This window comes from Chelativorans composti (genome assembly GCF_039541695.1).
GTDB lineage: Bacteria > Pseudomonadota > Alphaproteobacteria > Rhizobiales > Rhizobiaceae > Chelativorans > Chelativorans composti.
The window spans coordinates 194,940-221,153 of record NZ_BAABGS010000020.1 but is presented as its reverse complement, the minus strand read 5'-3'; the positions used below and the strand labels follow the sequence as shown (position 1 = coordinate 221,153).

The window sequence follows — 26,214 nt, the reverse complement described above, 5'->3', positions numbered from 1 at the left end:
TGAATTACCAAACCCCACACGAGTTTGTGGGAAACCTGACCAACGAATTAACATCCGAGGCCAGAATCTCTAGTCCTTACTGGTAGGAAATTCCCGGACAGGTCAGGACCGAAACGCGTACCCCATCGCGGTGCCGCCCCTGGCGGAGCGGCACATGTAAAACGTGTCAAAACAATGGGTTATGTTCAGCGAATCGTCGTGCCGGCATCCCGCATCTGCCGGATCATGGCGTCAAGCGACCCGTTGAGGTCGATGCCGCGGCAGGCTTCCAGCAGCACGGTGACATTGAAGCCGTGGCTGCGCGCGTCAAGCGCCGAATAGGCCACGCAAAAATCCGTCGCGATGCCGGCGAGCGTGATGCGGGAAATCCCGCGCTCGCGGAGATACCCGGCAAGTCCGGTGGGCGTGGTGCGGTCGTTCTCGAAGAACGCGGAGTAGCTGTCGATCTCGCGGTGATAGCCCTTGCGGATGATGAGCTCGGCCCTGGTCGTCACCAGGTCCGGGTGGAACTCGGCGCCGTGCGTGCCCTGCACGCAGTGGTCGGGCCACAGCTTCTGCTCGCCATAGGGCATCTGCACCGTCTCGAACGGTGCCTTGCCGGGATGTTGCGAGGCGAAGCTCGAGTGGTCAGCCGGATGCCAGTCCTGTGTCAGGATGACGTGCTCGAACTCGCCCATGAGTTGGTTGATGATGGGAACGATGTCATGTCCGCCCTCGACGCCAAGCGCGCCGCCGGGACAGAAATCGTTCTGCACGTCGACAACGACCAGAGCTTCCTCGGCCATGGTAACACCCCCTTGGATCAATGAAGGAAGGGCGCTCTGGCTTGCGGAGCGCCCTTCCGGAAATCGTCAGGCTCAGGCGGCCTTCTTCTTGGGCGTGATCAGGTTGCGCTCGAGCAGCAGCTCGGCGATCTGCACGGCGTTGAGGGCCGCACCCTTGCGCAGGTTGTCGGCCACCACCCACAGGCTGAGGCCGTTCTCGACGGTCGGATCCTCGCGGATGCGGCTGATGTAGGTGGCGTCCTCGCCCGCGGACTCGTAGGGCGTGACATAGCCGCCGTCCTCATGCTTGTCGACGACCAGGCAGCCCGGCGCCTCGCGCAGGATCTCGCGGGCCTCCTCCGCCGTGATCGGGTTCTCGAACTCGATGTTGACGGCTTCCGAGTGGCCGATGAACACCGGCACGCGCACGGCGGTGCAGGTGAGCTTGATCTTCGGGTCGAGCATCTTCTTGGTCTCGACCATCACCTTCCACTCTTCCTTCGTGTAGCCGTCTTCCATGAACACGTCGATGTGCGGGATGACGTTGAAGGCGATGCGCTTGGTGAACTTCTTCTTCGTGATCGGGTCAGCCACGAACACGGCGCGGGTCTGCTCGAACAGCTCGTCCATGCCTTCCTTGCCGGCGCCGGACACCGACTGATAGGTGGCCACGACGACGCGCTTGATGGTGGCGCGGTCATGCAGGGGCTTCAGCGCCACGACCAGCTGCGCGGTGGAGCAGTTCGGGTTGGCGATGATGTTGCGGTTACGGAAGCCCTCGATCGCGTCGGGGTTCACTTCCGGCACGATCAGCGGAACGTCAGCGTCGTAGCGCCAGGCCGAGGAGTTGTCGATGACAACGCAGCCCTGCTTGCCGATGCGCGGCGCCCATTCCTTGGACACGGAGCCGCCCGCGGACATCAGGGCGATGTCGGTGTCGGAGAAATCGTAGTTGTCGAGCGCCTGGACCTTCAGAGTCCGGTCGCCATAAGAGACTTCGGTGCCGAGCGAGCGGCGGGAAGCCAGAGCGACGACGTCGTCAGCCGGAAAACCGCGCTCCTCCAGGATATTGAGCATTTCCCGGCCGACATTGCCGGTTGCTCCCACGACAGCGACTTTAAAACCCATGAGACATCACTCCTGTTCTCTCCGCTAGCTTCGGATCAAAACCCGCCGGCCCTGCGGGCTCTTTTCCTCCCCGGCTTGCATCGGGGAGAGAACGAGCGAGCCAGGAAAGATTAGACCGTTTTGAGGGTCGTTTTGGCCGTCGTTTTTATGGTAAAGCGGAGACACGCGCTGCCGCCGTCGGCCGCGTCTCTTTGGCTGGCAATGACAAGCGCATGATAGGCGCACATGACCAAGCGATCTCCGTTCGCGCAGCTTTTTACGCAGAATTGCCCCGAAGTCAATTGTTATACGCGAAGCCGCGGCTCCGTACATGGTGTGCCATTCGCTCCATGCCAAGGGTGGCGTTTCGCGATGTTTTCTGAACCCCTTTGCCTTGGAACGGTCTCACCCTTTGGCAGGCAGTACGACTTTACCCGTCTACGCTCAATGGCTCGGCCGTATGACGGTCGCGGAGACTTTCATCCTGAGCCCGCCGAAGGGCGACGGCTCCAGAAGGCACCTGCAGTCTTTGCCTCATCCCTCGACGGGCTTGGGATGAGGCGAAGAACAATTCGCATCCGGATCCAGAGCCAGCCGCCCTACCGCGCGACCAGCACCACGCGGCGGTTCTTGGCGCGGCCCTCGTCATCCTCATTGGGTGCGGCCGGGGCGAGGGGGCCGACGCCGCGCGCCTCGAGCCGGTCTCCGGCGATACCGCGCGCCACCAGCGCATCCCTCACGGCCTTGGCGCGGCGGTTGGAGAGGTCGAGGTTGTAGTCGAGGCTGCCCTGACTGTCCGTATGGCCGACCACGTAGAACTTGAGATCGTTGCCCTGGAGATAGGTCACCATCTCGTTGAGCTGCGGCTCGGACTCCGCCTTGAGCTCTGCCTTGTCGGTGTCGAAGTAGAGCCCGTAGAGCGCCACGCTGCCGGTGCTGGCGATCTTGGTCGCCATTTCGTTGCTGTCCACCGTGCGCATCAGGTTTTCCATCGCGCGAGGCTCGGCGATCTCCACCAGCGCCGTCACGCGCTCGTTGAGCGCGGTGGACATGTCGCCGAAGCTGCCGCCGCGGTTGAGCGCCACAAACAGCGCGGCCAGCGTGTTGTCGTCCTTCTTCATCAGTGCGTAGCGGATGTCGTGCGCGCCGTCGAACACGGCCTGTACCAGGCGTGCACGGTCACCCGTCACTTCCGGGCTGCTGACGTGCGTGGACTTATTGTTCCAGTGGTATCTCAGTTCCTTGAACGGCTGGCCGCATTCCTCCTTGGCGCACTCGAACACGATCTGGAAGCCTGCGTTTGCAAGCTGATCGTAGAAGTTCCGGAACACCTCCAGCGATGACCGGTCCCGCGGCGTGATGTAGACCGTGCGGGTGATCTTGCCTTCGGCCCGCAGCGTCTCCGTGAAATGCTTGCCCCCCTCGTTGGAAGCCTTTCCGGAGGGCAGCACGATTTCGTCATAGGCGGTGACGCTTTGCAGCAGGATCTTGGAGTCGCCGTAGCGTCCCGTGAAAGGATGGTCCTTCGCACCGGGCTGGTCTTCTTCAAAGACCTTCAGATAGTCGGCGGCATGCGCAGTCATCGTCGCGGCTGCGCCGGCCAGCAGGGCGACGGACAAGAGAACGGATCTGATCAAGGTGCATCTCCCCCCTGAGAGTGGCGAACGGGAACATGTATATTCGCAAGGCAGACACCGAGTTGCGCTCGATGAACACGTTAGTATCGCCACCGAAGTGAGGTCGTTGTCAAATTAGTAATACTACGAGAGGTCCGTGCTCGGTGGCGCGGCGGCCAAACGAAAACGGCCCCTCGCGGAGCGAAGGGCCGTCGGGTTGCGCAGTGTTGCCGGTCTGTCAGGCCGCCGCGAGCGCCAGATACTTGGCGATGATGGCGTCGCCCATGGCCTCGGTGCCCACCTCGGTCTTGCCCTCGGACATGATGTCTTTCGTGCGCAGGCCGTCGTTAAGCACTTCAGCGATTGCCTTCTCGAGGCGGTCGGCTTCCTCGATCATGTTGAACGAGTAGCGCAGGCACATGGCGAAGGAAGCGATCATGGCGATCGGGTTGGCGATGCCTTTGCCGGCGATGTCCGGTGCAGAGCCGTGCACCGGCTCATAGAGAGCCTTGCGCTTGCCGGTTGCCGGGTCCGGCGCGCCGAGCGAGGCGGACGGCAGCATGCCGAGCGAGCCGGTGAGCATCGCGGCCACGTCGGACAGCAGGTCGCCGAACAGGTTGTCGGTGACGATCACGTCGAACTGCTTGGGCCAGCGGACGAGCTGCATGCCGCCCGCGTCGGCCAGCATGTGGGTCAGCTCCACGTCGGAGTACTTGGCCTTGTGGGTGGCCGTCACGACCTCTTTCCAGAGGACGCCCGACTTCATCACGTTATGCTTCTCCATCGAGCAGACCTTGTTGCGGCGGGTGCGCGCCAGCTCGAAGGCGACGGAAGCGATGCGCTCGATCTCGAACGTATCATAGACCTGTGTGTCGATACCGCGCTTCTGGCCGTTGCCCAGCTCGATGATCTCCTTCGGCTCGCCGAAGTAGACGCCGCCGGTGAGCTCGCGCACGATGAGGATATCGAGGCCCTCGACCACCTCCGGCTTGAGCGAGGAGGAAGCGGCCAGCGCCGGATAGCAGATCGCCGGACGCAGGTTGGCGAACAGCTCCATGTCCTTGCGCAGGCGCAGGAGGCCCGCTTCGGGGCGCACCTCGTAGGGAACGCCGTCCCACTTGGGTCCGCCGACTGCGCCGAACAGCACGGCATCCGCGGCAAGCGCGCGCTGCATGTCCTCTTCGGAGATGGCCTTTCCGTGGGCGTCGTAGGCGGCGCCGCCGACCAGGCCGGTTTCGGTCTCGAACCCGGCGTTGAATTCGCGGTTCATCACGTCGATGAGGCGGGAGACCTGGGCCATGGCCTCAGGGCCGATACCGTCACCAGGAAGGAGAAAAAGCTTGCGCGTTGCCATGGATGATCCTGCCTTTTGATCAGATAACCGGGCCTCTTGCTAATCGCCTGTCAGGCGATCTGCAAGATCAGTATGAGGTCAAACGGTACTCTTTGGAAAACGTGCGACGAATGGCTGGTCTATTGAACGGGCGTCGTGCCCAACTCCTGAACGTACCTTGGACCCTTATTTGGAAGTCATTGACGGCCCGCTCCTCACCGGACAATTCTAGAATGGTGAAGGGGCGGGTCATGCGTACAATTCTGCGTATTCTGGTACTGTGTCTGGGAATGGGGACGTTGGGAGTGGGGCAGGCTCATGCGGACCTGACTTATGCTCCGGACACTACACCTGATGGGGTGAGTTTCATTCTGGTGAAAGGCTCATTCTCCTATAATGACGAACTTGGTGAATTCTCTCGGCTGGTTCGCACCCACAATGCCTCAATAGTTACTTTCGATTCTGTTGGCGGTAACGTGGCCAAGGCCATGGAACTTGGACGCCTGATACGCTCGCTTGGTCTCGCCACATTCCAGTTCAGAACGCAGGAATGCGCTTCAGCCTGCTCGCTGGCTTTCATGGGAGGTGTCTTTCGCTATGCTGAAGCGGGCTCGATCGGCGTTCACAAGTCTTCGTTCCGAAACAGCAATCTGCTGTCTGCTGAAGAGGCCGTTTCCCAAGTCCAGGAATTGACGGCGGAAGTAATGATCTACATGAGCGAGATGGGCGTTGATCCCTCGCTCCTGAAACTTTCGCTGAAGTACGACAGTGACGACATCCGTTATCTCTCCCGGAGCGAGATGGAGCAATACCGTGTTGTCACGACGGACATGACGGAAGTCGCACATGCTCCCGCCGAACCCGCGCCGGCAGGAACGGCGCCGCAAGCTGTTCCGGAGCCGCCGTCGCGGTTACAAGCTTTTCCTCCGGCCCCGCCGCCTCCCTCAAGCCAGATCGCACGCGGTGCACGAGAGGGTCAGCCGACGACTCCGGTCGCGCGGACAGGTCGGGTTCGTCATCCCAAGGGGCGGGCTCCAATGAAGGTTGCTGCAGATGGCAAGGCGGCTGATGTCGGCATCCTTCGAAACGGAACACCGCTCACCATTCTGGGCGATCGAGACAGGTGGTATCGTGTTCGGGTCGGAAACATCACCGGCTATATGCATCACACGTGGGTTTATGTTGATCAATTCGAAAGCGGTCCGTTCGACCACCGTCACGTCCAGATCAAAAGCTTCGACAACCTGTACGACGCCCTGACGTTCGCGGAAACCTCGTCTCTCCAGGTCGATGTGTATCTTGCTACCAATGCCTGGTACGCGGTAACCCTCCGCGGCACTTTTGAGGAAAGTCGAGCCAAGGAACTGCTCCGGATTCTGAAGGGTAACAAGGCAATTCCGAGCGACTCGTTCGTAACTTACTCAAACACGTACGTTAGGAAGGTCTGTTGCAATTAGATCAATAGCAGAACCGTGGGTGCAAACTCTCCGGTGTTTGTCCTTCAGCCAACCCTCGGCGCGCAGTCGGCGGAGATGCCGTGGCGCTCCAGGATCTCGCCAACTCGTCGGCTCTTCAGCATTTCAAGAACGAAGCGGGCGAGATACTCCTCCGCCAGCGGACGGCCGCGCGGCATGCCCATCGCCTGGCGAATGGTCATGAACGGCGGTTTGAGCACGCGGGAGCCGGGCCGCGAGGCGGCTTCCTTCTCCATCACCGCGCCAATGCCGGCGATCGCCGGCACCTTGCCGGTGTCGAAGGCTTCGATGGCGCTGGCGAAATCGGGGAACAGCACGAGGTTCTGCGCACCTGGTTTGCGCGAAAGCTCCAGGGTATAGGCGCTGCCCTGCACGGCGGCCACCTTCAGGCCTTCGGCCACGAGGCTTTCCGCGTCTTGGGTATCGCAGGAGGCGGAGGCCAGATAGCGCCCTTCGATCTGCACATAGGGCGTAGTGAAGAAGATCGTCTCGGCGCGCGCCGGGTCCACCGCGAGGAAGCAGACGTCATAGACGCCCTGCGTGGCGGCCGCGGTCACGTCTCCCGCCTTCTCGAAATGGATGAACTCGAGCGGCAGCCCCAGTTCTTCCGCGAGCGCATGGGCGAGGTCGACCGTGATGCCCTGGGCGTTGCCTTTCTCGTCCCGCGAAACCAGCACGCGGTTGCCGTGGTTGAGCGCCGCCCGCAGAACGCCCGTGGGCGCAAACGCCTGCCGCAGTTCGTCCGTCACCGTCATGCCCCCCTCCTGTCCTTGGCGGGAGGGCACTCCTCCGGCCCACCCGCGCATCGGCCTCTTGAGCCGCTGAATAGCCGTCTGTTTCCCTCTGTTCAACGTGACAAAAGATGAGCCTGGCGGATCCGCTACCGGAGCCGGTCTTCCGCGATGCCCCCATTTGCAAATCCCGGCGGATTTGCCGAAACTGGTCGCATGACGGAGACCATTGTCCACTCCGCCGGAACCTGGCTTGATCCCAGGAGCGGATCGCTGATCAGCCATGCCGAGGTGATCGCCCGCGCAGCAAGGCAGCAGGCGGTGCTGCTGGGCGAAACCCACGATCGCTATGACATTCATCGCTGGCAGCTGCATGTGGCTGCCGGCCTTCTAGCCACCGGCCGCAGGCTCGTTATGGGTTTCGAGATGTTTCCTCGGCGGGTGCAGCCCGCGCTCGATGCCTTCGTGGCGGGAGAGCTCGACGCGAGGGCCTTTCTTGAAAGGGCCGAGTGGCAGAGTGTCTGGGGCTTCGATCCCGAGCTTTATCTGCCGCTGTTCCATTTCTGCCGCCAGTTCCGGGTGCCCATGCTGGCGCTCAACTGCTACCGTGCGCTGGTGACGCGCGTCGGCAAGGAGGGCTGGGACGCCATTCCGGAACCTGAGCGCGACGGACTGACGCCCGCCAAGCCTGCCACCATGGCCTACCGCCAGTATCTCTTCGACATCACGGGCGGGCCGCGTCCTGACCGCGCGGCGAAGTCGGCGGAGGATCCGGCCTTCGACCGTTTCGTCCGCGCCCAGCAGACCTGGGACCGCGCTTTCGCCTGCAACATCGTCCGCGCGCTCGAGGCCGATCCGGAAGCGCTTGTCGTCGGCATCATCGGCCGCGGTCATCTGGAATATGGCTACGGCACGCCGTATCAGCTTGCTGACCTGGGCGTATCGCGCGTGTCCGTCCTGCTGCCTTCCGACGAAGACTTCACGCCGGAGGAAATTCCGATCGCTGACGCCATCTTCCGCCTGGACACGACGAACAGGGCCGGGGGGTAGGGCGGTTCCAGAAAAAGAGAACCGCTTCTCCGGCCGGAGAGCGCAAGAGAGGCAGCGGTGCTGACTTCTCAGCTGGCTTTGGCCCTGGGCAACATCGCCTGTTCGCAGCGCACCAGCATGCCGTAAAGGTCTTTCGGATCGTCCGGGTCCACCAGTAGGTCCAGCTCCTCAAACAGCGCCGGCCCGCTGATCTTGTCGTGCACGTAGCGCAGGGCCGAGAAATCCTCGATGGCGAAGCCGACGCTGTCGAACAGCGTGATCTGGTGCTCACTGGCGCGGCCTGCTGCAGCGCCGGTGATGACCTGCCAGAGCTCCGTCACCGGATGGTCCGGCGCGAGCTGCTGGATCTCGCCCTCGATACGCGTCTGGGGCGGAAATTCCACGAAGATGGCCGACTTCAGCACCACCTCCCGGCTGAGTTCGGTCTTGCCCGGGCTGTCGCCGCCCACGGCATTGATGTGGACGCCGGGGCCGACATGGTTGTCGGTCAGGATGGTGGCGTTGCGCTTGTCGGCCGTGATGGTCGTGATGATGTCCGCGCCTTCCACCGCCTCGTCGACCGTTGAGCACGGAACGATGTCGAAGCCGAGCCCTTCGAGGTTTCGCGCGCACTTGCGGGTCGCGGCGGGATCGAGGTCATAGAGCCGGAGCTTCCGGATGCCGAGCAGCGCCTGGAACGCGCGCGCCTGAAACTCGCTCTGCGCGCCATTGCCGATGATCGCCATGGTCTGGGCGGTGGGCCGCGCCAGGTACTTGGCGGCGAGCGCCGACGTGGCGGCGGTGCGCAGCGCGGTAAGGATGGTCATCTCGCTGAGCAGCACCGGATAGCCATTGTGCAGGTCCGACAGCACCCCGAAGGCAGTGACCGTCTGCCGTCCCTCGCGCGGGTTCTGGGGATGGCCGTTCACGTACTTGAAGCTGTAGAGCGTGCCGTCGCTGGTGGGCATCAGTTCGATCACCCCTTCGGGCGAATGCGCGGGCACTCGCGGCGTCTTGTCGAACACCGGCCACCGCCGGAAATCTTCCTCGATGTAGGCGGCCAGCTCCTTCAGAAAGGTGTCGATGCCGGTCTTCAGGACCAGCTTCAACATATGGTCGACACTGACGAAGGGGACCACGTTCAGCTTGGGATGGATCGTCATTGCAGGAAGCTCCGGGTCTGTCTGTCGAAAATGCGCCGGCCCATGAGGCTTGCGGCGAGGTCTACCAAGAGGTGCGCGGTGCGGCCGCGCTCATCGAGGAAGGGGTTGAGTTCCACGAGGTCGAGCGACCGCACCAGGCCCGAATCGTGGAGGATTTCCATGGCGAGGTGCGCCTCGCGCAGCGTTGCTCCGCCCGGCACGGTCGTGCCCACGCCGGGCGCGATGTCCGGGTCGAGGAAATCGACGTCGAGGCTGACGTGCAGGACGCCGTCTGCCGCGGCCACACGCTTGAGAAAGGCGCGCAGCAGTGGCGCCAGCCCTTCCTCGTCCACGGCGCGCATGTCGCAGACGGTCACGCCGGCCTCATTGAGCGCAATGCGCTCGGCCGGGTCGACGCTGCGCAGGCCGAGCATGCAGACGTTTTCCGGCCGCACGCGGGCCGCAAGCTCCGGCATGAACGGGGTGAAGCCCGGCTGGCCGGTAAGACAGGCGAGCGGCGTGCCGTGCAGGTTGCCGCTGGTGGTCGTCTCCAGCGTGTGAAAATCGGCATGCGCGTCCAGCCAGAGCACGAACAGCCCGCGCCCTTCCTGGGCCATGTGGCGCGCGACGCCTGCAACGGTTCCGGCCGACAGGCTGTGGTCTCCGCCGAGAAAGATGGGAAATCCCGCGCCCGAGGCCTCGAAGGCCGCCTCAGCGAGCGCGCGCGTCCAGGCGGCCACCTCCGGCAGCTGCTTCACTGCCGGGTTCGGATGGGTGATTGGCGGCGGCGGGGGCGGCGTGACATTGCCCCGATCCTCGACCTCAAAGCCGAGTTCGCGCAACGCCTCGCGCAGCCCGGCCGCCCGCAGGGCGCTTGGCCCCATGTCGCAGCCGGGACGCCCCGCACCTTCCTGAACTGGCGCCCCGATCAGGATGCACCGCCTGGCCTCCATGCGTCCTCCTCCAAAGGAACTTGCGGGAATCGTATCAATCTTTCGAGGCGGTCTGAACAGGCCAGCTTGACAATTTGCTATGCAATATTTCGCAATATAGAATGCATTACTAACCAAAATGGTAAGTCGATATGGATGAACTGGACCAGCGTCTGATCACGATTCTTCGCCACAATGCCCGGCGGAGCATTTCGGAGATCGCCGACGAGCTGAAGGTTTCGCGCGCCACTGTCCGCAGCCGCATGGAGAAGCTCGAGCAGCGTGGCGACATTGTGGGTTATACGGTTGTCTTACGGTCCGACGTGGTCTCCATGCCGGTCCGGGGCATCACTCTGATCGAGGTCGAGGGCCGGATGTCGGATCAGGTCGTGGAGGCGCTCTCCGGCTTTACCGAAGTCGGCGCCATCCATTCGACCAACGGCAAGTGGGATCTCATCATCGAGATTGCGGTGGAGAGCTTGACGGAGCTGGATTCCGTTCTGCGCGAGATCCGCATGATCCCCGGCATCATCTCGTCGGAGACCAATCTTCTTCTCGCCACCCCGAGGTCTACCGGGGCGCGGCTTTGAACTGGTGCTGCTTTGCCGGGCTCGGCACCGTTTCGGAAAAAGAAAAGGCCCGTACGGATGCACGGACCTGATCACTGTCCTGTCATTCACTGCCGGTTAGGCCGGTCAGCCGGCTTTCTCGTCCTGCGGGCTGGGCCGGAACTGCATGTTGGCGGCGGGACCTAGAGCCCGTACTGTTCGCGGGCATAATTACCGAGGCCGACCGCATCAAGCTTGCTGAGCGGCGCGAGGAACGTAACCTGGATCACGCCCGGCGCCCGGCCAATTTCGATTGCGCCGTTGATCGTGGCCCGATTGCGGATTTCGGCGACGGTCACGTCGAGCAGCTTCGCCGCGCGCGCCAGTCCGTTTTCGATGGCTGCGTTGAGATTGGCTCCTGTCCCGATGACGGAAATCGGCGCCAGAGGTTCGATTTCCGCGACACCCCATTGCGCCGCCAGACGCTGCGCATTGGCCTTTTCGGCCTCGGTGAAGGGCCGCGCCAACGGTGGCAGATCTTCCTCCTGCGGGAAGAGGACGGGGCCGTCCAGCGGATAATTCTTGACCACCTCGACCTGCAGGGTCACGCTGCCGGCCACGTCCATGGTGTGCCCGGCGATTTCTCCATCCCCCTGACCCGCGTGCATGTCGCCAATGTAGATGCCGGCGCCCTTTACCTTGACCGGGCATACAAGGATCGCGCCGGCGCGCACCGCGTCGATATCCATATGGCCGTCGGTCTTGTGTTGGGCGAGCTGTTCCTCCGTGATGCCGTAGGCGTGCGGGGCGCCAACGAGGAACACGCCGAAATCTCCGGCATTGTGACTGTCGGGCATGGCGATGGACGGGCAAGTGCCGAGCTGCCCCAGGAAGGGCCGCATCCGCACTATCGTGCCGGGCATGTCGGAAGGTGCGAAGTTCAGGATCGAGTGCTGGCGGCTCGCATCCGGCAGCGCCGAGAAGTGGGCAGCCTGCTTCGCCATGGTTTCTGCGGCCTGCTTCGGCACGGTCAGGCCAACGGTACGCGTTTCATCGAAAGTCACGGTGTAGCCGTGGACGATCTCGAAAGGCTTTACCGGATTGCCGCAGACATTGCACCGCACGGAATCCTGTCCGACGCCTTCGATATGGGTTTCGGGCCATACCGTGTCACAGGTCGGACAGCGTGCGGCGACATAGGGATCGCCGAGGCAATATCCCGAAGGCGAACTGTCGTGACCGGAGGCAGTTGCGATCGAGGTCACCGTGATGTCGCGAATGCGGATGGCCACGCCATCTCCGACTTCCGCGCCTTCCACCAGGACGGGTTGCGTCACCTCATGACCGCCGCGCAGGCTTGGCGTGATCATCGGCCCCCAGCATCCGGGCGCCGTATTCGCGATGATCGTCCCGCCATTTTCGACGGGGCCGAGCATCGGTCCGTCCGGATCGAGCACACCGTTCGTGAAGCTGTTGACGACAACGCTCCGTTTGGCCGAACCGTTCGCTTTGCTTCCGTCAGTCATGACAGGCTCCCCCGGCTCTGAACGTTTGAAAGTTCAGTTTATATCCAGAAGATCAAAGCACAAGCAGAACTGGCCGAAAGCCGTATGGCGGCATCCTCGACCGCCGCCAGCATTGCCGGTGCAAGCCTGGGGAGTGCGGGCTCACGCAATGATGAGCCCGGACACCAATGGTCTCCCCTGGTCGCAAAAACTTGGGTGCTCCGCGAAATATTGTGGAGCGGAGTCGTCAGACCATGCCGAGGGCGGCCTTGTAGAGGTCGAGGATTGCCTCTTCCTCCTGCCGTTCCGCCTGATCTTTCTTGCGCAGGCGCACGATGGTCCGCACGGCCTTCGTGTCGAAGCCCTGCGCCTTCATCTCGGCGTAGACGTCCTTGATGTCTTCCGAGATGCTCTTCTTTTCCTCTTCCAGCCGCTCGATGCGCTCGACGAATGCGCGCAGCTGGCCAGCCGCCACGGTCTGGGAAGTCTCGTTAACAACGTCGTTCATGCTCTGCTCCGGCTGAGATTCTTTCGCGCAATTTGGCGGGAAATGGTTAACGGATGGATGCCGAAGCTTCTGGGCAAAATCAAGCCGAAGACGCTCGCCGGTCGATTGGCCGCGCCGGCCCGCACAAGCCCTACCGCGACCGCAACCGCGGGCGGCCGGTTACTCGGCGGGCAGGTTTGCGCATCGCATTAGTGATCGCGCGGGCGGTTTTGCTCGAAGGCGGCGAGCTGTTCCGGCGTGGCCTCTCGCTGGTATTTCGCCTGCCACTCGGCATAGGGCATGCCGTAGATGATCTCGCGCGATTCGTCCTTCGACAGTGGCACGCCCTGCGCCTCCGCCGCCTCCCTGTACCAGTTCGACAGGCAGTTGCGGCAAAAGCCGGCGAGGTTCATGAGGTCTATGTTCTGCACGTCGGTGCGCTGGCGTAGGTGTTCCACGAGCCGGCGGAAAGCCGCGGCCTCGAAGTCCCTGCGCTGCTCGTCGGTGAGTTCAGTCATTCTGATCTCCGTTGCTGATGGGCCCGGTTCGCGAACCGTGCATCTCGACTCTATGGATATCAGGCAGGCGGTTGATGTCTTCAAGGATGGGCGTCAGCCGTTCGGCCCATTCGATGGCCCCGGCTTCGGCGACGATCAGGTCCTGCCGGATCTCGATCAGCGCGTGCGCATAACCCTTGAGCGTGCAGTGCTGGTACATGGTATCGCCGCGCAGCGCCCCGTCATAGGGTTCGTTGTCGCCGACGACGAGCCAGGAGATCTTCTCCAGCGACGCCATCAGCGGCTTCGCCGCGCGCGGATCCCTGTCCCACAGGATACCGACGTGCCAGGGCCGTTCGCGCCCCTGCATGAACGGGGTGAACGAGTGGACGGAGATCACCAGCGGTGCCGCGCCCGTGGCCTCTGCCACCGACGCGATGGTCTCGGCGACGGCCCCGTGATACGGCCGGTAGAAGCGCTCGATGCGCCTCTGCCGTTCCTCTTCCGCCAGCGGGTAATTTGCCCGGATGACCGTTCCGTCGTACAGCTGGCGGATGAGCGTGGGATCGTCCTCACCCCGGTTTGGGTCGATCAGCAGGCGGGAGAAGCGTGCCATCACCGCGGGCGCGCCGGTGAGTGCCGCCAGTTTCCGCGTGACGGCCTCGACACCGATATCATACGCGATGTGTCGCTGGAATTCGTGCGCCGGCAGCCCGAGATTGCCATATTCCTCGGGAACAAGATTGAACGCGTGATCCGAGACGAGGACGAGGCCCTTGCTTCGATCGCCGTCTATGATTTCAAAGGGAGAGAATGGTGAAGGAGGCATCATCGGGAATTGGTTCGCCAGCGGGTCGTGCGGGGACAGGATCGACAATTGGTTCCAACGTCCGATGTATCATAAGCTTCGCGCGTTGACATGTGCGCAGACTTTACACACAAAACCCAGATTGTCGCTCACGTGCTGAGTCGAAAGATGCTTCAGAAAGGGTTGTCCATGGTATGGCGGATATGCCTTCCAGTGCTGCTAGCGGCTGCGGGCATCGCCGTTTCATCGCCTGCACGTGCTGATCTTCGGGTGTGCAACTCCACCCAGAGCCTTGTCGGGGTCTCGATCGGCTATCGGACCGCCGCTGGCTGGGTCAGTGAGGGGTGGTGGCATATACAACCCTCGAACTGCAAGACGATCATCCAGGGGCCGCTGCAGTCGCGCTACTATTATCTCTATGCCGAAGATGCGACGCGGGGAGGGCGCTGGTCCGGTCCGGTGCAGATGTGCGTCTCCGACAAGGAGTTCAAGATTTCCGGCGTGAACGACTGTTTCGCGCGCGGTTTCCAGCGGGCCGGCTTCCAGGAATACGATACCGGAGAACAGGAGAACTGGATGGTTCAGCTTACGGATGGGCAGTCGCCTGCCGACACATCGGTCACTGGAGCATCCAGTCAATGAAGCGTCGCAGAAAGGTCAAGATCGTCGCCACGCTTGGGCCTGCCTCGTCCGATGAGGCGATGATCGAGAAGCTGTATCAGGCCGGCGCGGATGTCTTCCGCGTCAACATGAGTCACACCAACCACGACTTGATGCGCACTCTGGTGGAGCGCATCCGCAACGTCGAGCGCCGCGTTGAGCGTCCCATCGGCATCCTGGCCGACCTTCAGGGACCCAAACTGCGCGTGGGCACCTTCGCAGACAGGAAGGTTGCGCTGGAAGTCGGCCAGGAATTCGTCCTGGACGACAATCCGGAGCCCGGCGACTCGACGCGGGTCTATCTTCCGCACCCGGAGATTCTCGCCTCCGTTCAGCCCGGCCACCGTCTTTTGATCGATGACGGCCGCCTGCAGCTCAAGACCATCGAGACCGGGAAGGGCTTCATCCGCTGCCGCGTGGTCGCCGGCACCCAGATTTCCGACCGTAAGGGCGTCAGCCTGCCGGACACGGAACTTCCGGTTGGCGCGCTGACGGAGAAGGACCGCAGCGACCTTGATGCCGTTCTGGCGACCGGCGTGGACTGGATCGCTCTCTCCTTCATCCAGCGGCCGGAGGATCTGGCGGAAGTTCGCAAGATCGCCCGCGGCCGCGCCGCCCTGATGGCGAAGATCGAGAAGCCTCAGGCCGTCAAGCGCCTACCCGAGATCATCGAACTGGCGGACGCCATCATGGTCGCCCGCGGCGATCTGGGCGTGGAGATGCCGCTCGAGGCCGTGCCCGGCATTCAGAAGCAGATCACCCGCGCATGCCGTGTCGCCGGCAAGCCGGTGGTCGTTGCGACCCAGATGCTGGAATCCATGATTTCTGCGCCTGTCCCGACCCGCGCCGAGGTTTCGGACGTCGCCACGGCGGTGTTCGAGGGTGCGGACGCGGTGATGCTATCGGCCGAATCGGCGGCGGGCGCCTATCCGGTCGAGGCCGTCGCCATGATGGACTCCATCGCCCATCAGGTCGAGCGCGACCCGACCTACGAGACGATCATCAGCGCCCAGCGCACCCAGCCGCAGGCGACCGGTGCGGACGCCATATCGCTGGCCGCCCGCCAGATCGCCGAGACGCTGAAGCTGTCAGCCATCATTACCTACACGTCCTCGGGCACGACCGGCCTTCGCGCCGCTCGCGAGCGGCCCCATGTGCCGATCATCGCTCTCTCGCCGGTGGTGGAGACCGCCCGTCGTCTGAGCCTCGTCTGGGGCACGCATTGCGTCGTGTCGGAGGATGCCAGCGACCTCGACGACATGGTCGATCGCGCCTGCCGCATCGCCTATGAGGAAGAGTTCGTCCAGCCTGGAGACCGCGTGATCATCACCGCGGGCGTTCCGCTTGGCACACCCGGCGCCACCAACATGCTTCGCATTGCGTACGTGGGGGCGGACGGCTTCGGCGCGCTGTAAGCCGGATCCCCTTTACCCTGAGTTTGTCGAAGGGCAAGCGGTTGAAGGGTAAGCTTGTCGAGGTGCGCGGCCGTTTACCGCGCTTCGACAATCTCGGCACGAGAGTGGAAGTGCTTCGGCGGGGCGCTCCATGTGAATCTTCGAGCCGGCGGCCCCTGCGCCCTACATCGCCTCGTCGGTCAGTCCTTCGGTAATCTGCATGACGGCGCGTTGCGCCGCCCGGTGCTGCGGATAGATCTCGAGCAGGCGGCGGTAGACGTCCAGCGCCACCTCTTCCTTGCCGGTCATCCGCAGGATTCCGGCCAGCCCGCTCAGCGCACCGAAATGGCGCGGCTCGATCGTAAGCGCCTGGGAAAGGTCGGAAATCGCCATGGCGTAGTTGCCCGCCGCCAGATGCATGAGTGCACGGTTGTTCCAGCCTTCCGCGTAGTCGGGATAGAGTACGATGACCTGATCCAGCAGATCGTTGGCCACCGTGTAGTTCTTCTCCTTGATAGCCTTCGTGGCCCATTCGATCAGGAGATCGGCCGTGGCGCCGCCCTTCTTCGCCAGCTCCTTGTTGATGCGGCTGGCGATCCGACGGGCCGCCGGTTCAGATCGTTCCGCCTTCAGCGCCAGATAGAGCTCGTCGAGCGGGTGAGCCGCCTGCGGCGCGATGGGAGCGGAATCGCCGGGTTCGGTCGCCGCAACATCGCCCGTTTCCGCTCTCACGGGGAGAAGCGAAAGGCAAAGGCTCAGCAGTAGCGCTGGAAACAGAAAAAACCGCATGAGGCGATGATAGTCGCCTCTGCGGTGATAGGGAAGAAAATTCAGCCTGACCTGCAATGCAGCCAGTATGTATCGTTGTCGGTCCGGGGAATCGATGGATTTCCGGACGGAGAACCTTAGCCCTGGCGAGCCTTGTAGCGCGGGTTGCTCTTGTTGATGATGTAAACGCGACCCTTGCGGCGAACCAGACGGTTCTCACGGTGACGTGTCTTCAGCGCCTTCAGCGAGTTTCTGATCTTCATGGTCTTGCTCGTCTGCCCCGGACCCAAACGGCCCGATTGTGGGACCCTTTCGGGCCGGAAAGAAAAGCGCGCTGGTCAGCGCGCTGGTTCGCAGGGGACATAGCCAGAAGCGACATGCCTGTCAACACCCCGGAGCGCAACTCATTGAAATGAATCGCACTCCGGCCTGAAGGTCACAGCGCCCGCCGGATGAGCCGGGTGAAGTGCCCCATCTTGCGGCCCGGTCGCGGCTCCGCCTTGCCATAGAGATGCAGCACCAGATTGGGCTCCTGGAGAAGCTCCGGCGCGCGATTCTGGTCTTCGCCCAGCAGGTTCTCCATCACGCAGTCGGAATGCCGGCGCGTGTCGCCGAGCGGCAGGCCCGCAATGGCGCGGATGTGCAGCTCGAACTGCGAGAGCGCGCAGGCCGCTTCCGTCCAGTGGCCGGAGTTGTGCACGCGTGGCGCGATCTCGTTCACGAGCAGGCTGCCGTCCTGCAGAACGAAGAACTCGACGCCGATGACGCCCACATAGTTGAGACCGTGGAGAATACGTCCGGCGATCGCCTTGGCCTCTTCCTGCGTTTCCGCCGTGATGGCGGCCGGAACGGTGGAGCTGAACAGGATGCCGTTGCGGTGGACATTCTCCGCCGGATCGTAGGAGACCACCGCGCCGTCCTGGCTGCGCGCCGCGATCACCGAAATCTCGCGCACGAATGGCACGAAGCCTTCGAGAATCAGCGGATGCCCCGACAGCTCCGCATAGGCCTTTTCGGCCTCCTCCGGCGAGGCGTCGCGCAACACCCGCTGGCCCTTGCCGTCATAGCCCAGCCGACGGGTCTTCAGCACGCCCTGGTTCCGGAACGTGCTGAGGCCGAGCCTCAGGTCGTTCATGCTGTTGACGGGGACGAATGGCGCCGTGGCGATACCTTCGCCGTTGAGGAAGGTCTTCTCGGTGAGCCTGTCCTGCGAGACTTCGAGCGCAAGCGGCGGGGGAAACAGCGGCCTGCCTTCGCTCAGCGTCCGGGCCGCTTCCACCGGTACGTTCTCGAATTCGTAGGTAATGACGTCACACATCCGGGCAAGTTCCGCCAGCCCGTCCGCGTCGTCATAGGCCGTGCGGATGTGGTGGTTTGCCACCTGCGCCGCCGGGCAGTTGGGATCGGGTTCGAGAACGGCGGTCCTGTAGCCAAGCCGCGCGGCGGCCATGGCCAGCATGCGGCCCAGCTGCCCGCCGCCCAGGATGCCGATGACGGAACCGGGTTTCAGCGCGCTCATTGGGCGTCCACCACGGGTCGTTCGGAAACGCTGGCGGTTTGCGCGGCCCGATAGGCGTCAAGTCGGGCCGCGAGTTCTGGATCGTTGAGGGCGAGCACCGCCGCGGCGAGCAGCGCGGCATTGGTCGCACCCGCCCGCCCGATGGCGAGCGTGCCCACGGGGATTCCCGCCGGCATCTGGACGATCGAAAGCAGCGAATCCTGGCCCTTGAGCGTGCGCGATTCGACCGGCACGCCGAACACGGGCAGGGGCGTGAGCGCCGCCGTCATGCCCGGCAGGTGTGCCGCCCCGCCGGCGCCCGCGATGATGACCTTGAAGCCCTGCTCCTTGGCGGTCCTGGCAAACTCATAGAGACGCTCGGGCGTCCGGTGTGCGGAAACGATGCGGGCGTCGTAGGAAATCTTCAGCGCCTCGAGGGTCTCGGCGGCGTGCCGCATGGTCTCCCAGTCGGACTGGCTGCCCATGATGACGGCAACATCAGCAGTGCTTTTTTCCATTACGAATAGGCTTTCTTTGCCGGCTCTCGCCGGCCCATAAGATTCAGGCAATGATGTCTGGAATGAGACGATCTTCTATTTGCTGCAAACGGTCCTTGAGCGCGAGCTTTTTCTTCTTCATGCGCTGGATTTGCAGGGGATCGCACCCGACCGCGATCATCGCGTTGATCGCGGCGTCGAAATCCGCGTGTTCCTGCTTGAGGCGTGCCAATTCGAGGCGAATTGCAGCCTGATCTTGTTCGGACATGTCTGAATCCGTGCATTCTGCCTCGCGGCACAGGCTTCAGCCCCCACTGAAGAGGCCGCGGTTACGTTCGATGACCGTGTCTTATTCCCTACCACATTTCACCGCGTCAATGAAAGCTGCCGTTATGTATTCGACATCGTCGTCAGAAGGTGGCAGACTGATATTGCGCCGTCGGAACGGCGATTGCGGAACGGCGGCGCGGGAAACAAATGGAGTTCCATCATGTCGCTTGAAGCCCATCTCGCAGAACTGCAACGCAAGCATGGAGAGCTGGAGCGCCAGCTCGACGCAGCCATGCGGCATCCCTCTGTGGATCCTCTGGAGATTGCGGATCTCAAGAGACGCAAACTGGCTCTCAAGGACCAGATCGAGAAGCTTCGGCTTTCCCAGGAGACCAGGCACTGACGGTCTTCTGACCCCCTGCCAATTTCAACGACTTGCCAGTGAGACTGGCGATCGGTGGCCGGCCTGTCCGGCCACTGTTCGTTTCGGGAGGGCGGTGCCCGCTTCAGGCATCTGCAAGGCGCCGGCCCCACCTTGCGGTGACACCGCTGCACCAGCGCGGCGGTTTACTCGGGCGCGTCGGTCTTCGGGTTGAGCAGAATCGCTTGCGGCGTGGCGACCCGGTCGACAGGCTGCGTCGTGAAGCTCTCCTTCTCTTCGGTGGGTACCGGCGGACGGCGCGTGATGCGCAGCACCGCATATCCGGCAACGCCGAGATGCGCGGCCGCGGTTGCCAGGAACAGGCTCTCCGGCCGCATGATCTGCATGAAATAACCCGCAACCACCGGGCCGATCATGGTGCCGATACCGTAAAGCATCAGCAGGCCGCTCGATACCTGCACGAAGGATCCCGCCGGTGCATGGTCGTTGGCATGGGCCACCGCGACCGAATAGAGCGTGTAGGCCAGCAGTCCGTAAAGGCTGACCATCACCAGGATCACTTCCGGCGTTCTCGGCGAGGTGACAAAGATGATGCAGCCGATCAGCGCCGTCGTCACCGATGCTGCCACCAGGACATAGCGGCGGTCCGTATAGTCGGAGATTTTGCCGATGGGAAACTGGCCTACGGCGCCGGCCAGCATGACCGCGCTCATCATGAGGGCGATGTAGAAGGTCGGGATTCCGATCTGGGCGCCATAGACCGCGCCGAGCGTGCCCCACGCGCCGTTCGCCACGCCGATCAGCATGCAGGCGACCACGGAGATCGGCGAGTTGATGTACAGGCTCTTGAGGTCGAGCGACACGCTGGCCAGCGGGGCGGGGGACTGCGCCTTCGACACGGCGGTCGGCAGCAGCGACAGGCAGAACAGGATGCCCGTCACCATGAACAGTACGGGCGTCGACACGTCGCCGAAGGCCACCCCCATCTGCCCCAGCATGAGCGACGCGTTTGTCACCATCATGTAGAGGCCGAAGATTGTGCCGCGCGATTCGTTGGTCGACCGTTCGTTGAGCCAGCTCTCGATCACCATGTAGGCGCCTGCCATGACGAAGCCGGTGAAGGCACGCAGCACGATCCAGGTGTTGATCTCCACGAATATGCCGGTGAGCAGCGCGATGGTGGCGGCCGAGGCGGCGAGCGCGCCAAAGGAACGGACATGGCCCACGCGCTGGATCAGGCGCGGCGCGAGGTAGCATCCCGCAATGAAGCCTCCGGCCCAGGTCGTTCCGAGAATGCCGAGCGAGGTCGTGCTGAAGCCTTCGAGCTGGCCGCGCAGCGGCAGCAGCAGGCCGTGCAGGCCGGAAGCCGACAGCAGGAACGCTGTTCCAAGCAGCAGCGCAATGATTGAACCGAGAGATGTACGCATGGAAAATCCGCCTGATGCTCGCTGACAACGCGTGAATCGGAACAGCACGCTGCCTGAATGGACAACGTGTCCATTTAACGTCGAACCGCTAAGAAAAGATTCACGCTGTAATCAGTTTCTTCGGAACAGCGCCTCCGCCGCATTGCGAGTGGTAAGCTTGGCATCGCGCGCCCGCTCCAGCCGCGCGATTTCATGTTTCAGAAGGGAAATGGATTCGGCCAGCTCCTCCACCGAGAATGCCGAAATGTCCTGGCCCACCATGTAGGTTGGCTTTAGCGGCGGGACGTCCTCGTCCATCAGTTCCTCCTCCGTCCGTCCTTTGAATGGAGGATACATACGGATAGGCTTTGGAGGCAAATTCTCTCATAGTGGTTCGCCGGAAAAGAATCGGCGGGCGCGCCCGATGCCTTCGGTTTCCGGCTGGCGGCATCGGACGGCGCGAAGAGGCAGAGTTTCAGGAGTGGATGAGATGTCTGAAGGACCTTCAATTCCGAACACCATGACGGCGATCGCCATTACCGAACACGGCGGCCCGATGGTCCTGAAACCGGAGGAGCGGCCGGTTCCGCGTCCGAGACCGGGCGAGATCCTTGTCAAGGTCAGGGCAGCGGGCGTCAATCGCCCGGACGTGGCGCAGCGCCAGGGCACCTATCCACCGCCGCCCGGGGCCTCCGACCTGCCCGGTCTGGAGGCGGCCGGCGAGGTGGTCGCCGTGGGAGCCGATGTGACGCGCTGGCGGGTCGGCGACACCGTCACGGCGCTGACGCCCGGCGGCGCTTACGCCGAATATTGTGTCGTGCACGAGTCGAACGCTCTGCCGATCCCGCACGGCTACACCTTCACCGAAGCTGCGGCGATTCCCGAGACCTATTTCACAGTGTGGCATAACGTGTTCGAGCGCGGCGGCCTGCAGGCGGGCGAGACCCTCCTGGTCCACGGCGGCACGTCGGGAATTGGCACCACCGCCATCCAGCTCGCCAAGGCGTTCGGCGCGCGGGTCTTCGCCACGGCGGGCAGCGCCGCGAAATGCGAAGCCTGCCGCAACCTGGGTGCCGAGGTGGCGATCAATTACAAGGAAGAGGACTTTGTCGAGGTTGTGAAGGCGGCGACCGATGGCAAGGGCGTGGATGTCATTCTGGACATCGTCGGCGGCAGCTATGTGGACCGCAACTATTCCGCAGCCGCCATGGACGGCCGCATCCTCCAGGTCTCGACCCTGTCCGGCGGGCGTGCCGAAGTGGACGTTCGCAGGCTCATGGTGAAGCGCTTGACCCACACCGGCTCGACGATGCGTCCGCGTTCGGTCGAGTTCAAGGGCAGGATCGCGGCGGCGCTGGAAAGCAAGGTCTGGCCGCTGCTCGCTTCCCGCCAGATCTCTCCCGTCATGGATATGATCTTTCCGCTGCGCGAGGCATGGCGTGCCCACGAGCGCATGGAGGCGGGCGAGCACATCGGCAAGATCGTGCTGGATGTGGCGTAACGGGAGTGGCTCCGGGTCCCGCTCAAGCTTTTCTTGCTTAGCGGGGTGAAAATCCGTATATAGAGCCAATTCCCAAAATATCGGTGGCATTGCCCACCGCCCGCGACGGGACGCGGGCGAACAGAGGAACTTTGCTTATGGCTCATACGCTACTTATGCCGAAGGCAACCGCAGTCTGGCTGGTTGACAACACGGCTCTTACCTTTGACCAGATCGCCGAGTTCTGCTCGCTCCACCCGTTGGAAGTCAAAGCCATCGCCGATGGTGACGCCGCTCACGGCATCCGTGGGCTGGATCCGGTCGCCTCGGGCCAGCTGACGCGCGAGGAGATTGCGCGCGGTGAGGCCGATCCCAATTACCGGCTGAAGCTCCAGGAGCCGAAGGTTCGCGTTCCGGAGGTCAAGCGCAAGGGCCCGCGCTACACGCCGCTGTCCAAGCGTCAGGACCGTCCGAATGCGATTCTGTGGCTGGTGCGTTATCATCCGGAGCTGAAGGACGCTCAGATTGCCCGTCTGGTCGGCACCACGAAGACGACCATTGAGCAGGTCCGCAATCGCACCCACTGGAACTCGGCGAATCTGACGCCGATGGACCCGGTGACGCTCGGTCTCTGCTCGCAGCTCGACCTCGACATGGAGGTCCAGCGCGCCGCCCGCAACGCGCCGCCGCCCCCGCCGGCTGGCGACACGCTGCTTCCGGCCATGGAGACGGAGAACCTGGAGGTTCGCGAGCCCGCCCTGGAAGAGGAAAAGGAGCTCGACGCCGAGGCCGTGTTTGCCAAGCTGTCTTCCCTCAAGTCGCGCCGCAGCGACGACGAGGACGAGGAATAAGCCGGACTGGTCTATCCGGAACTCGCAAAGGGCCGTTCAGGCCCTTTGTTCGTTTGGAGGTTCTGCTGTTTCGTACTGGCCGGACAGGGGCCGGTCCGGCAGTGAAACGGCTTCCTGATTGGTGCGTATCAGAAATCGATCGCCAGGCCGTTCACTTCCCAATCGCCGTAGCGCGCGGGATCAGGGCCGTCGCGCCCGCCGATTTCCTTGGGGGCCTGTGTCTGGTTTTCCTGCATCTTCCGGCGCCGCTCTTCCGCTTCCTGGAGAGCGCGCTGAGCCGCCGGCGAAAGGACCTTCCTGGGAGCCTGGGTTTGCTCTGGATTGTTCATCCTGCTCATCCTTTCCTGCTGCTGCGGCAGATCGGGTGCGCCGCTTCGCTTCTGGCCGTGCTTCTTCTAGTCCTATTGCCGGCAGTTGAAAACCGGCATGATGTCGGGCCAACCGGTTCTTAATTTGAGCAGCCGCTCGTTGAATCTGATGCGCATCATCCCCATCATTATGGGCGCGTACGGCTGTTCACACACATGTGAAATTGTACCGTTTACAGTGACTTGGGCGTAGAGGAGCCTTCTGGATGAATCTGGTTCGCACGGCAATGCTTCTGGCATTCATGACTGCCCTCTTCATGGGCGTCGGTTATCTGATCGGCGGCTCCGGGGGCATGATGATTGCCTTGCTGATCGCTGCAGCGACCAACCTGTTCAGCTACTGGAATTCCGACAAGATGGTGCTGCGCATGTACAACGCCGTCGAGGTCGACGAGCGTTCGGCGCCCGAATACTACCGGATTGTCCAGGGGCTGGCTGCGCGCGCTGGTCTGCCCATGCCGCGCGTTTACCTGATCGACAACCCGCAGCCGAATGCTTTCGCCACCGGTCGCAATCCGCAGAACGCGGCCGTTGCGGCCACCACCGGCCTTCTCCAGCGCCTGACGCCGGAAGAGGTGGCTGGCGTGATGGCGCACGAGCTGGCGCATGTCCAGAACCGTGACACGCTCACCATGACGATTACGGCCACGCTCGCGGGCGCCATTTCCATGCTCGCCAACTTTGCCTTCTTCCTGGGCGGCGGCAACAGCCGCGACAACAACAATCCGCTCGGCTTCATCGGCGTGCTGATCGCGATGATCGTGGCGCCTTTCGCGGCCATGCTGGTGCAGATGGCCATCAGCCGCACGCGCGAGTATTCCGCCGACCGCCGCGGTGCTGAGATCTGCGGAAATCCGCTGTGGCTTGCATCCGCGCTTGCAAAGATCGCCCGCGCCGCGCATGTGGTGCCCAACATGGATGCGGAGCGGAACCCCGCGACCGCGCACATGTTCATCATCAATCCGCTGAGCGGGGAAAGAATGGACAGCCTTTTCTCCACACATCCCAATACGGAGAACCGTATCGCGGCGCTGCAGGCCATGGCCGCCGAAATGGGTGTTCGCGGCGCGCCCGCCGCTGCCGATGACTTCGCCGGCCCGTGGGGCGGCGGCCGCTCGAGCGGCCCATGGGACAACGCCCGCAGGGGCCCGTGGTCGTGAGTGCGCAGAAGCCTGGCCGCAGGCCGAATCACCAGGCACGCCGTCGCACCGGCAAGCCTGCTGTTCCGGAAGGTGAAACCGTTCCCGGCCTGGCGCCGCGCCAGGCCGCCGCGCGTCTTCTGTCCGCCGTTCTTGACGCGCACACCCCCCTCGATGCGCTGACCGATGGCGAACACGGCCATCCGCAGTACCTGGCGCTCGATGGACGCGACCGCGCGCTGGTCCGCGCCATCCTCATCAGCGCCCTGCGCTTCCACAGGACGATCGAAACGATCATTGCCGCACAGCTCGACCGGCCGCTGCCCGCCAACGCCCGCTCGCTCGCCGCGCTTTTGCATGTGGCGGCGGCGCAGATCCTGTTCCTTGACGTTCCCGACAGCGCTGCGGTGAACATCGCCGTGGCCCAGGCCAAGGCTGATCCGCGCTCGGTCCGCTTTGCCGCGCTGGTGAACGCCGTGCTACGCAACGTGAGCCGCAGCAAGGAAACGCTTCTTCCGAAGGTGCTCGAAGAGATCCGCGATGCCCCGGACTGGATGATTCGGCGTCTTGAGGCCGCTTACGGTCGCGAGACGGCCCGGCGCATTCTGGACGTGCACCGCAGCGAACCGCCGGTCGATTTCTCCGTCAAGTCGCGTGCTGAGTACTGGGCGGAGCGGCTGGGCGGCCGCGTCCTGCCCAATGGTTCCGTACGGGTGGAGAATCTTTCTGCGCCGATCCCCGAGCTTCCCGGCTTTGCGGAAGGCGAGTGGTGGGTTCAGGACGCGGCTGCCAGCCTTCCGCCGCGACTGCTGGGCGACGTTTCGGGACTCGATGTGGCCGACCTCTGTGCAGCCCCCGGCGGCAAGACTGCCGCGCTGGCACTGGCGGGGGCGCGCGTGACCGCCGTCGACCAGTCTGGAAGCCGCCTCAAGCGGCTGAAGGAAAACCTTGCCCGTCTGGGCCTCGCCGCCGAGGTGGTTGAGGCCGACATCCTCAAGTGGTTGCCTGGCCGGCGGTTCGACGCGATCCTGCTCGACGCGCCCTGTTCCTCGACTGGCACCGCCCGCCGCCATCCAGACGTGTTGTGGGCCAAGACGCCGGAGGACATCGCGAAGCTTGCAAACCTTCAGCGCCGCCTGCTTGAGCGCAGCCTGGAGCTGGTGAAGCCCGGCGGCACCGTGGTTTTCGCCAACTGCTCGCTGGACCGGGAAGAGGGGGAGGATCTGATCCTCGGACTGCTGAAGGACAGGCCGGACGTCCTTCTGGACCCCATCCGGCCCGGGGAACTGCCGGGTGCGACACATTTCATCACGTCGGAGGGCTGGCTGCGGACCACGCCCGAGGTCCGCGAGGATCCGGCAGCCCTGTCTGGCGTGGACGGCTTTTTCGCCGCCCGTCTGCGGGTCGCGGGTCGCTGATCCCGCGCATGCACCCATCCGGTGGGGCCTCTTCCGTTGAGAGATGATGCAAGAGAATATAGCTTCGCATAAATGCTTGAATCACTTAGTCTCTTGCGAATCTCTGTTT

29 protein-coding genes are annotated in these 26,214 nt (G+C 63.3%); 10 read left to right on the top strand and 19 right to left on the bottom strand.

The features are described from left to right. Window positions 1-185 precede the first annotated feature (185 nt). The 4 genes from pncA to leuB form a co-directional block, all read right to left on the bottom strand. The gene (gene pncA / locus ABD906_RS08470) at window positions 186-785 is read right to left on the bottom strand and encodes a bifunctional nicotinamidase/pyrazinamidase (RefSeq protein WP_345099065.1); all 600 of its coding nucleotides are present in this window, start codon (window positions 783-785) and stop codon (window positions 186-188) included. 72 nt (window positions 786-857) lie between these two features. After that, on the bottom strand, window positions 858-1,892 hold the full coding sequence (locus ABD906_RS08465; RefSeq protein WP_345099064.1) for an aspartate-semialdehyde dehydrogenase: 1,035 nt from the start codon (window positions 1,890-1,892) through the stop codon (window positions 858-860). A gap of 578 nt (window positions 1,893-2,470) precedes the next feature. After that, window positions 2,471-3,508 carry an OmpA family protein gene (locus tag ABD906_RS08460; protein ID WP_345099063.1) on the bottom strand — a complete coding sequence of 346 codons (1,038 nt, stop codon included), beginning with the start codon at window positions 3,506-3,508 and terminating at the stop codon, window positions 2,471-2,473. Between the two features lie 217 nt (window positions 3,509-3,725). Next, window positions 3,726-4,841: a 3-isopropylmalate dehydrogenase gene (gene leuB, locus ABD906_RS08455; protein WP_345099062.1), complete on the bottom strand. Its 1,116-nt coding sequence runs from the start codon at window positions 4,839-4,841 to the stop codon at window positions 3,726-3,728. Between the two features lie 230 nt (window positions 4,842-5,071). On the opposite strand from leuB, the gene ABD906_RS08450 reads away from it, so the two are divergent. After that, window positions 5,072-6,277: an SH3 domain-containing protein gene (locus ABD906_RS08450; protein ID WP_345099061.1), complete on the top strand. Its 1,206-nt coding sequence runs from the start codon at window positions 5,072-5,074 to the stop codon at window positions 6,275-6,277. A gap of 44 nt (window positions 6,278-6,321) precedes the next feature. On the opposite strand, the gene ABD906_RS08445 is transcribed toward ABD906_RS08450, so the two are convergent. Then, window positions 6,322-7,050: a transporter substrate-binding domain-containing protein gene (locus tag ABD906_RS08445; protein ID WP_345099060.1), complete on the bottom strand. Its 729-nt coding sequence runs from the start codon at window positions 7,048-7,050 to the stop codon at window positions 6,322-6,324. Between the two features lie 192 nt (window positions 7,051-7,242). Between ABD906_RS08445 and ABD906_RS08440 the strand changes: the two genes are divergently transcribed. After that, window positions 7,243-8,076 (top strand): ChaN family lipoprotein, encoded by an 834-nt coding sequence (locus tag ABD906_RS08440; RefSeq protein WP_345099059.1) that lies wholly within the window; start codon window positions 7,243-7,245, stop codon window positions 8,074-8,076. Between the two features lie 68 nt (window positions 8,077-8,144). Here the strand turns inward: ABD906_RS08440 and ABD906_RS08435 are convergent, their stop codons facing one another. After that, window positions 8,145-9,218, bottom strand: a complete 1,074-nt coding sequence (locus ABD906_RS08435) for an ornithine cyclodeaminase (protein ID WP_345099058.1) — start codon at window positions 9,216-9,218, stop codon at window positions 8,145-8,147. Then, window positions 9,215-10,150: an arginase gene (gene rocF / locus ABD906_RS08430; protein WP_345099057.1), complete on the bottom strand. Its 936-nt coding sequence runs from the start codon at window positions 10,148-10,150 to the stop codon at window positions 9,215-9,217. The genes ABD906_RS08435 and rocF overlap by 4 nt, the downstream gene beginning before the upstream one ends. 131 nt (window positions 10,151-10,281) lie before the next feature. Here rocF and ABD906_RS08425 point away from each other — a divergent pair, with 131 nt between their 5' ends. After that, window positions 10,282-10,719, top strand: coding sequence for an Lrp/AsnC family transcriptional regulator (locus tag ABD906_RS08425; RefSeq protein WP_345099056.1), 438 nt, complete (start codon window positions 10,282-10,284; stop codon window positions 10,717-10,719). Between the two features lie 161 nt (window positions 10,720-10,880). Here ABD906_RS08425 and ABD906_RS08420 read toward each other — a convergent pair whose 3' ends face one another. From ABD906_RS08420 to ABD906_RS08405, 4 genes are all read right to left on the bottom strand, one after another. Next, window positions 10,881-12,203 carry an acetamidase/formamidase family protein gene (locus tag ABD906_RS08420; protein ID WP_345099055.1) on the bottom strand — a complete coding sequence of 441 codons (1,323 nt, stop codon included), beginning with the start codon at window positions 12,201-12,203 and terminating at the stop codon, window positions 10,881-10,883. A 226-nt stretch (window positions 12,204-12,429) separates the two neighbouring features. After that, window positions 12,430-12,690, bottom strand: coding sequence for a DUF2312 domain-containing protein (locus ABD906_RS08415; protein ID WP_345099054.1), 261 nt, complete (start codon window positions 12,688-12,690; stop codon window positions 12,430-12,432). Between the two features lie 188 nt (window positions 12,691-12,878). Further along, window positions 12,879-13,187, bottom strand: coding sequence for a DUF1244 domain-containing protein (locus tag ABD906_RS08410; RefSeq protein ID WP_345099053.1), 309 nt, complete (start codon window positions 13,185-13,187; stop codon window positions 12,879-12,881). Continuing rightward, window positions 13,180-13,998, bottom strand: coding sequence for an N-formylglutamate amidohydrolase (locus tag ABD906_RS08405; protein WP_345099076.1), 819 nt, complete (start codon window positions 13,996-13,998; stop codon window positions 13,180-13,182). Before ABD906_RS08405 ends, ABD906_RS08410 begins: the two co-directional genes overlap by 8 nt. A 144-nt stretch (window positions 13,999-14,142) precedes the next feature. Here ABD906_RS08405 and ABD906_RS08400 point away from each other — a divergent pair, with 144 nt between their 5' ends. Further along, on the top strand, window positions 14,143-14,616 hold the full coding sequence (locus ABD906_RS08400) for a DUF1036 domain-containing protein (protein ID WP_378188360.1): 474 nt from the start codon (window positions 14,143-14,145) through the stop codon (window positions 14,614-14,616). Further along, the gene (gene pyk, locus ABD906_RS08395; RefSeq protein ID WP_345099051.1) at window positions 14,613-16,049 is read left to right on the top strand and encodes a pyruvate kinase; all 1,437 of its coding nucleotides are present in this window, start codon (window positions 14,613-14,615) and stop codon (window positions 16,047-16,049) included. The genes ABD906_RS08400 and pyk overlap by 4 nt, the downstream gene beginning before the upstream one ends. Before the next feature lie 162 nt (window positions 16,050-16,211). On the opposite strand, the gene ABD906_RS08390 is transcribed toward pyk, so the two are convergent. The 5 genes from ABD906_RS08390 to ABD906_RS08370 form a co-directional block, all read right to left on the bottom strand. Continuing rightward, complete coding sequence (locus ABD906_RS08390; RefSeq protein WP_345099050.1) at window positions 16,212-16,760, bottom strand: tetratricopeptide repeat protein; 549 nt, start codon at window positions 16,758-16,760, stop codon at window positions 16,212-16,214. A 173-nt stretch (window positions 16,761-16,933) separates the two neighbouring features. After that, complete coding sequence (gene ykgO, locus ABD906_RS08385; protein WP_345099049.1) at window positions 16,934-17,059, bottom strand: type B 50S ribosomal protein L36; 126 nt, start codon at window positions 17,057-17,059, stop codon at window positions 16,934-16,936. Window positions 17,060-17,232: 173 nt separating this feature from the next. Further along, a complete protein-coding gene (locus tag ABD906_RS08380; RefSeq protein WP_345099048.1) occupies window positions 17,233-18,315 on the bottom strand; it encodes a 5-(carboxyamino)imidazole ribonucleotide synthase in 1,083 nt (360 codons plus the stop codon). Next, window positions 18,312-18,812 carry a 5-(carboxyamino)imidazole ribonucleotide mutase gene (gene purE, locus ABD906_RS08375; RefSeq protein WP_345099047.1) on the bottom strand — a complete coding sequence of 167 codons (501 nt, stop codon included), beginning with the start codon at window positions 18,810-18,812 and terminating at the stop codon, window positions 18,312-18,314. Before purE ends, ABD906_RS08380 begins: the two co-directional genes overlap by 4 nt. 43 nt (window positions 18,813-18,855) lie before the next feature. Continuing rightward, window positions 18,856-19,059, bottom strand: a complete 204-nt coding sequence (locus ABD906_RS08370) for a YdcH family protein (RefSeq protein ID WP_345099046.1) — start codon at window positions 19,057-19,059, stop codon at window positions 18,856-18,858. A 222-nt stretch (window positions 19,060-19,281) separates the two neighbouring features. Here ABD906_RS08370 and ABD906_RS08365 point away from each other — a divergent pair, with 222 nt between their 5' ends. Next, entirely contained in the window at window positions 19,282-19,464 is a 183-nt protein-coding gene (locus tag ABD906_RS08365; protein WP_345099045.1) for a YdcH family protein, read from the top strand. A 164-nt stretch (window positions 19,465-19,628) separates the two neighbouring features. Here ABD906_RS08365 and ABD906_RS08360 read toward each other — a convergent pair whose 3' ends face one another. Beyond that, on the bottom strand, window positions 19,629-20,870 hold the full coding sequence (locus ABD906_RS08360) for an MFS transporter (RefSeq protein ID WP_345099044.1): 1,242 nt from the start codon (window positions 20,868-20,870) through the stop codon (window positions 19,629-19,631). A 111-nt stretch (window positions 20,871-20,981) separates the two neighbouring features. After that, on the bottom strand, window positions 20,982-21,167 hold the full coding sequence (locus ABD906_RS08355) for a DUF1192 domain-containing protein (protein ID WP_345099043.1): 186 nt from the start codon (window positions 21,165-21,167) through the stop codon (window positions 20,982-20,984). A gap of 202 nt (window positions 21,168-21,369) precedes the next feature. Between ABD906_RS08355 and ABD906_RS08350 the strand changes: the two genes are divergently transcribed. Both ABD906_RS08350 and ABD906_RS08345 read left to right on the top strand, forming a co-directional pair. Beyond that, complete coding sequence (locus tag ABD906_RS08350; protein WP_345099075.1) at window positions 21,370-22,350, top strand: NAD(P)H-quinone oxidoreductase; 981 nt, start codon at window positions 21,370-21,372, stop codon at window positions 22,348-22,350. Between the two features lie 137 nt (window positions 22,351-22,487). Then, entirely contained in the window at window positions 22,488-23,180 is a 693-nt protein-coding gene (locus ABD906_RS08345; protein WP_345099042.1) for a DUF1013 domain-containing protein, read from the top strand. A gap of 128 nt (window positions 23,181-23,308) precedes the next feature. Here ABD906_RS08345 and ABD906_RS08340 read toward each other — a convergent pair whose 3' ends face one another. Further along, window positions 23,309-23,509 (bottom strand): DUF1674 domain-containing protein, encoded by a 201-nt coding sequence (locus ABD906_RS08340; protein WP_345099041.1) that lies wholly within the window; start codon window positions 23,507-23,509, stop codon window positions 23,309-23,311. Window positions 23,510-23,754: 245 nt separating this feature from the next. On the opposite strand from ABD906_RS08340, the gene htpX reads away from it, so the two are divergent. Continuing rightward, window positions 23,755-24,708, top strand: a complete 954-nt coding sequence (htpX, locus tag ABD906_RS08335) for a zinc metalloprotease HtpX (protein WP_345099040.1) — start codon at window positions 23,755-23,757, stop codon at window positions 24,706-24,708. Beyond that, the gene (locus tag ABD906_RS08330; protein WP_425549983.1) at window positions 24,699-26,105 is read left to right on the top strand and encodes an RsmB/NOP family class I SAM-dependent RNA methyltransferase; all 1,407 of its coding nucleotides are present in this window, start codon (window positions 24,699-24,701) and stop codon (window positions 26,103-26,105) included. The genes htpX and ABD906_RS08330 overlap by 10 nt, the downstream gene beginning before the upstream one ends. Window positions 26,106-26,214 lie beyond the last annotated feature (109 nt).